Annotated in this window: 1 protein-coding gene; it reads right to left on the reverse strand. The window is 67.0% G+C overall.

Annotation, left to right across the window (positions count from 1 at the left end; genetic code table 11):
- Positions 1–715 (reverse strand): trimethylamine methyltransferase family protein (locus EN939_RS36715; protein WP_206528471.1); only part of this gene is annotated, 715 nt, incomplete at both ends.

Consider the following 715-nt stretch of genomic DNA (forward strand, 5'->3'; position numbering starts at 1 on the left):
GCTCGACATAGTCTTCCAGCGCCTTCTTCCACAGCCGCGTCGCGCGCGCAGTGGCGTCGAGCCCGCCGGCTTCCTGCCACGCTTCGTAATTCTGCCAGTTGGACAGCATCGGCTGATAGAAGGCGGTGGCGTAGCGCTCCAGCGTGTGCGGCTCACCGAAGAAATGGCCGCCGGTCGGCACCGCGCCTAAAGCCTCGACGGCAAGCTCGGCCTCGTTGACCTCGATCGGGCGCAAGAACTCCATCATGTGCTGGATCATCTCGACATCGATGATGAGTTTTTCGAACGACGCCGTCAGCCCGCCCTCCTGCCAGCCGGCGGCGTGGTAGACGAGGTTGCCATGGCCGAGCACCGCACCCCACAGCGCCATCAGCGTCTCATAGGCGCCCTGCGCATCGGCGGCGTTGGAGGCCGAGCCCGGCGTCGTGCGGTAGGGCAGCCCGTAGCGCCGCGCCAGTTGCCCCGAAGCGATGTTGGCCTTGGTGTTCTCAGGCGTGCCGAAGGCCGGCGCGCCCGACTTCATGTCGACATTGGAGGTGAAGGCGCCATACATGACCGGCGCGCCCGGACGGACAAGCTGGGTCAGTACGACGCCGAACAGCGCCTCGGCATTCTGCTGCGCCAGCGCCCCGGCCAGCGTCACCGGGCTCATCGCCCCCATCAGCGTGAACGGCGTCACCGCCACCGACTGGCCGAACTCGGCCATGGTCATCAG

Source organism: Mesorhizobium sp. M7A.F.Ca.CA.002.05.1.1 (assembly GCF_003998335.1).
Taxonomy (GTDB): Bacteria; Pseudomonadota; Alphaproteobacteria; order Rhizobiales; family Rhizobiaceae; genus Mesorhizobium.